We start from the raw sequence: 5347 nt of genomic DNA, 5'->3' as shown, positions 1-5347 counted from the left end.
CGGGCAATGCCTTCGCCTTCCGCAAGCTCGACTTTGCCGACTTGGGCGCGCTCACTGAGGCTCTCAAGAGCGAGCGCTTCGAGCGCATCGTCCATCTCGGCGCGCAGGCCGGGGTGCGCTATTCGCTTGAAAACCCGCACGCCTATACCAGCAGCAATGTGGTCGGGCATTTGAACATGCTCGAGCTCGCCCGCCAGCGCGAGACGGAACACATGGTCTATGCCAGCTCGTCCTCGGTCTATGGCGGGAACACCAAGCTGCCCTTCGCAGTGGAAGACCGCGCCGACCATCCGGTCTCGCTCTATGCCGCGACCAAGCGCGCCGACGAGCTGATGAGCGAGAGCTATGCCCACCTGTTCCGCATCCCGCTGACCGGCCTCAGGTTCTTCACCGTCTATGGCCCCTGGGGCCGGCCCGACATGGCGATCTGGAAATTCACCGCCAACATCCTCGCCGGCAAGCCGATCGAGGTCTTCAACCATGGCGAGATGCAGCGGGACTTCACCTATATCGACGATATCGTCAGCGGGGTGATCGCCGCGCTCGACCATCCGCCAGCAGACGACGGGGCGGAGAAGGCCGGCGGCAGCGTAAGGCCGCATGCGCTCTACAATATCGGCAATCACCGGCCCGAAGAGCTGATGAAAGTCATCGATCTGATCGAGGCCGCTTGCGGCAAGGAGGCGCAGCTCGTAATGCTGCCGATGCAGCCGGGCGACGTCCCCGCGACCTATGCCGATATCGACGCGATCCGGCGCGACCTGGGCTTCGAGCCAACCGTGTCGATCGAGCAGGGCGTGCCCAGATTCGTGGCCTGGTACCGCGACTATCACGGGCTTTGATCTTCCTCCCGTGCCGGGAAGGAACAGAAATGCCCGGCCGGGCATCGCAATGGCGAAGGCAGGCGCGCCCGGTCGGGCGCGCCTGCCCTTCTCCCAGGATTGCTCCTGAAAACTTAGAAGTCCATCGCCGGCATGGACGGCGTTGGACTGTCTTCCTTGGGAAGCTCTGCCACCAAAGCCTCGGTGGTGATCAGCAGCGAGGCGACCGAGGCAGCGTCCTGCAGCGCAGTGCGCACCACCTTGGCCGGATCGATGACGCCCGACTTCACCAGGTCTTCGTATTCGCCGGTCGCGGCGTTAAAGCCCCAGTTGTAGTCGCCGCCTTCGAGCAGCTTGCCCACAATGAAAGCGCCGTCTTCACCAGCATTGTCGGCGATCTGGCGTGCCGGTGCACGCAGCGCGCGCCGGACGATATCGATGCCCGATTGCTGGTCGTCATTCGCGGCTTTAAGGCCTTCAAGCGCCTTGAGCGAACGAAGGAGGGGAATGCCGCCACCGGGCAGGATACCCTCCTCGACCGCAGCGCGGGTTGCATGAAGTGCGTCGTCGACGCGATCCTTGCGTTCCTTCACCTCGACTTCGGTCGCACCACCCACGCGGATCACAGCGACCCCGCCGGCGAGCTTGGCGAGCCGCTCCTGCAGCTTCTCGCGGTCGTAATCGCTAGTGGTGGTCTCGATCTGGGCGCGAATCTGGCCGACCCGCGCATCGATGTCCGCACGGTTGCCGGCGCCATCGACGATGGTGGTGTTGTCCTTGTCGATGATCACCTTCTTGGCCCGGCCAAGCATTGCGAGCGCGACATTCTCGAGCTTGGTGCCCAGCTCCTCGCTCACCACTTCGCCTGCGGTCAGGATAGCGATATCCTGCAGCATGGCCTTGCGGCGATCGCCGAAGCCCGGCGCCTTGACCGCGGCGACCTTCAAGCCGCCGCGCAGCTTGTTGACCACCAGTGTGGCGAGCGCTTCGCCTTCGACATCCTCGGCAATGATTAGCAGAGGGCGGCTCGATTGAACGACCTGTTCGAGAACCGGCAGCAGAGCCTGCAGGTTCGACAGTTTCTTCTCGTGGATCAGGATATAGGGATCCTCGAGCTCGACCTTGAGCTTTTCCGCGTTGGTCACGAAATAGGGCGAGAGATAACCGCGGTCGAATTGCATGCCTTCGACCGTTTCGAGTTCGGTCTCGAGGCTCTTGGCTTCTTCGACCGTGATGACACCTTCATTGCCGACCTTTTCCATCGCTTCGGCCAAGATGCGGCCGACTTCCTCGTCGCCATTCGCAGAGATGGTGGCGACCTGAGCGATCTCGCTGTTGGCCGAAACCTTCTTGGCGTGGCTTTCGAGATCCTTGACCACGGCGCCGACGGCAAGATCGATGCCGCGCTTCAGGTCCATGGGATTCATGCCGGCGGCCACGGCCTTGGCTCCTTCACGAACGATCGCCTGGGCCAGAACAGTGGCAGTGGTAGTACCGTCACCCGCCTTGTCGTTCTGCTTGCTGGCAACTTCGCGCAGCATCTGCGCGCCCATGTTCTCGAACTTGTCCTTGAGTTCGATTTCCTTGGCGACGGTGACGCCGTCCTTGGTGATGCGGGGAGCGCCGAAGCTCTTTTCGATCACCACGTTCCGGCCCTTGGGGCCCAGAGTTACCTTGACCGCATTCGCCAGCGTATCCACGCCGCGCAACATGCGATCTCGCGCGTCCGACGCAAATCTTACTTCCTTCGCAGCCATTTTGGCCTGCTCCTTTCTCTTCCTTCGGTTGAACTGAAGAACGGATTATTGCGATCACGCCGCCTTCTTGAGTCCGGCGGTCTGTTCGATGATGCCGAGGATATCGCTCTCTTTCATGATGAGCAGATCCTCGCCTTCGATCCGCACTTCGGTGCCGGACCATTTACCGAACAGGATGCGATCACCGGGCCTGACCGAGAGTTCGACCAGCTTGCCGGACTCGTCGCGAGCGCCCGGGCCGACGGCGACGACTTCGCCTTCCATCGGCTTTTCCTTTGCAGTGTCAGGAATGATGATGCCGCCAGCGGTCTTTTCTTCCGCTTCGATGCGGCGAACCAGCACGCGATCGTGCAAGGGGCGGAAATGCATGCATAACCTCCATTGTACAAGCGATATGACAAATTTCGCCTCCCCCGCTTTCGGCAGGAGGCGATTGGCGATCTAGTTTTGACGAATGCAGGTTCAAGAGGTCTGCAAGACTTTTTTGGCACTCTGCCTTGCTGGGTGCCAATCGGCATGATTGACACAGCTTATCAGCACCTTGACGCGAGAACCGGGAAGCCCGAAATATCGCGGGCGGAGCAATTCGCAGTGAGCATCAGGCGACGTGGCAGAAAGGAGGATTCCCGAATGTCGCAACCATTCTCACGTTACCTTCACCCCTTCGATGTGGCGCAACATCCCTCGCCCGAGCCGGAGGTGAAACGAGCGATCATGGCGTCCTGGGCTTCGGACCACCACGCGGTTGAAAGCCAGAGGGCCCTGCGCAAGCCTCCCAATCTCGACCGACCGGTGCCGCTTGACGATGTTTTCGCCGCCTTGCGCCGGCTCGACGGTGGGGCGGGTTCGGCTATGTTGCCATGATAGATCGCGCCTTCCTGATTCAGCTTGAGGGATACGGGCTGACGACGGCCGAGATCTGCTATTTCATGCCCGATCACCCTTCGCTCCTGCAGGTATTTGCCTGGCAGGAATACGACGCAGCACCCGATTTCCCGGTATTGTTCGACTTTCTCGCGCACTGGCGGCGCGAGATTGAGGCCGAGATCAAGTCTGTCAGGATCGCACACGACAAGCTGATCGGTCCCGCTCAATGGCGCACCGCCGATGGCGTGATTTCGTGGGACTGACCAGCCAGGCCAGGCAGGCACGCGACGCCGGCCATCAGCTTGCCGCCCACCCTCACGGGGATAAACTGCGCCTTCGCTAAGGCGAGCGCTTGCCCCTCTCGCGCCATTCGGGAATCAGACTCCCATGGCGATTCTCAGCGACAAATGGATCAGGCAACAGGCCACCGAAAACGGAATGATCGAGCCCTTCGTCGAGGCCCAGCGGCGCGAGGGCTGCATTTCCTATGGTCTCAGCTCCTATGGTTATGATGCGCGGGTGGCCGACGAGTTCAAGATCTTCACCAATGTCGATAGCGCGGTGGTCGATCCCAAGGATTTCGCCGCCAACAGCTTCGTCGACCGCAAGACCGATGTCTGCGTGATCCCGCCCAACAGTTTCGTGCTGGCGCGGACGGTCGAATATTTCCGCATCCCGCGCGACGTGCTGGTCATCTGCCTCGGCAAGTCGACCTATGCCCGCTGCGGGATCATCGTCAACGTGACCCCCTTGGAGCCCGAATGGGAAGGCCATGTGACGCTCGAATTTTCGAACACCACCCCGCTCCCGGCGAAGATCTACGCCAACGAGGGAGCGTGCCAGTTCCTGTTCCTCCAGGGCAACGAGCCGTGCGAGACCAGCTATGCCGACCGGGCGGGCAAATATATGGGCCAGAAGGGCGTGACGCTGCCCAAACTCTAGCTGGCTCCAATGGGAGACCCATGATGACCGACGAAATTGCCGAACTCCGCGCCGAACTTGCGGAGCTGAAATCCCGCGTAAGGGCCAATGAGGATTACCGCGAGATCTGCAACCTCCAGGCGGCCTATGGCTATTATGTCGACAAGGGCGTGTGGGACAAGGCGGCCGACCTCTTTGCAAGAGATGGCACGCTCGAGATCGCCGGGCGCGGGGTCTATGCCGGGCGCGAGCGCGTGCGAGCCTATCTCAAGCACCTGCCGCCCTATGGCCACGGCACGATCTACAACCACATGCAGCTCCAGCCGGTGCTCCATATCGACAGCAAGGCGGGCACGGCCAAGGGCCGCTGGCGCACGCTGATGATGGTCGGCTGGCTGGGCAAGGAAGGCCGCTGGGGCGAAGCGACCTACGAGAACACCTATGTCCGCGAGGATGGCAAATGGCGGATTGCCAGCCTTCACGGGATCATCAATTTCTATTGCGAATATGACGAAGGCTGGCACCGCGGCGGCGTGAAACTGCTGCGCTCGATCGAAGGCCTGGCACCCGATCGCCCGCCCACGATCGATTACGAGGCCTATCCCGAGCCGGTGATCGCCCCGTATCACTATGAGGAGGTCTAGAGGCTAACCTTCGCGCTCAGCTTGAAGTTCCTCCCCGCGAGCGGGACGAAATCCTTGGTGAAGCTGGCATGGCGGCGGCCTTCCTCGTCGAAGATATTGTCCGCCTGCAGCAAGAGGGTAAGGTTCTCCATCCCCTCGAATGGATGCCAGGCAAGCGAAAAATTCACATGGGCGAAGCTGTCGGTCGGGGATTCGAGCGGCGCCAGGCGCGTCTGTTCATCGAACCACTGGACTTCCGCGCGGGCATCGAAATGGCCGGCCCGGAGCTCCAGCGCGCCGAGCAGCGAGAGCGGCGGGATCCGCGGGACCGGCGTGCCGTCGGCCAGCGTTGCCCTGA

General features: G+C 61.7%; 8 protein-coding genes. 5 read left to right on the top strand and 3 right to left on the bottom strand.

Annotated elements, in window-relative coordinates; genetic code table 11:
• Positions 1–842: GDP-mannose 4,6-dehydratase (locus tag AC16XC_RS02235; protein WP_484033005.1), on the top strand; the 842-nt coding region annotated here is incomplete at its 5' end.
• Between the two features lie 113 nt (positions 843–955).
• Here the strand turns inward: AC16XC_RS02235 and groL are convergent.
• Together groL and groES are read right to left on the bottom strand one after the other, a co-directional pair.
• Complete coding sequence (groL, locus tag AC16XC_RS02230) at positions 956–2578, bottom strand: chaperonin GroEL (RefSeq protein WP_484033004.1); 1623 nt, start codon at positions 2576–2578, stop codon at positions 956–958.
• A gap of 54 nt (positions 2579–2632) precedes the next feature.
• A complete protein-coding gene (gene groES / locus AC16XC_RS02225; protein ID WP_484033003.1) occupies positions 2633–2947 on the bottom strand; it encodes a co-chaperone GroES in 315 nt (104 codons plus the stop codon).
• Between the two features lie 261 nt (positions 2948–3208).
• On the opposite strand from groES, the gene AC16XC_RS02220 reads away from it, so the two are divergent.
• From AC16XC_RS02220 to AC16XC_RS02205, 4 genes are all read left to right on the top strand, one after another.
• Positions 3209–3442, top strand: coding sequence for a hypothetical protein (locus AC16XC_RS02220; RefSeq protein ID WP_484033002.1), 234 nt, complete (start codon positions 3209–3211; stop codon positions 3440–3442).
• Entirely contained in the window at positions 3439–3708 is a 270-nt protein-coding gene (locus tag AC16XC_RS02215; RefSeq protein WP_484033001.1) for an usg protein, read from the top strand. The genes AC16XC_RS02220 and AC16XC_RS02215 overlap by 4 nt, the downstream gene beginning before the upstream one ends.
• Positions 3709–3832: 124 nt before the next feature.
• Complete coding sequence (dcd, locus tag AC16XC_RS02210; protein ID WP_484033000.1) at positions 3833–4387, top strand: dCTP deaminase; 555 nt, start codon at positions 3833–3835, stop codon at positions 4385–4387.
• Between the two features lie 23 nt (positions 4388–4410).
• On the top strand, positions 4411–5010 hold the full coding sequence (locus tag AC16XC_RS02205) for a nuclear transport factor 2 family protein (RefSeq protein WP_484032999.1): 600 nt from the start codon (positions 4411–4413) through the stop codon (positions 5008–5010).
• Here AC16XC_RS02205 and AC16XC_RS02200 read toward each other — a convergent pair.
• The coding region (locus tag AC16XC_RS02200) for a TonB-dependent receptor (RefSeq protein ID WP_484032998.1) at positions 5007–5347 on the bottom strand (341 nt) is incomplete at its 5' end. The two genes, AC16XC_RS02205 and AC16XC_RS02200, sit on opposite strands and share 4 nt — an antisense overlap.

The organism is Candidatus Andeanibacterium sp. (assembly GCF_057143545.1).
The sequence above is the reverse complement of the archived record's forward strand: the minus strand, read 5'-3'. Positions and strand labels throughout refer to the sequence as shown.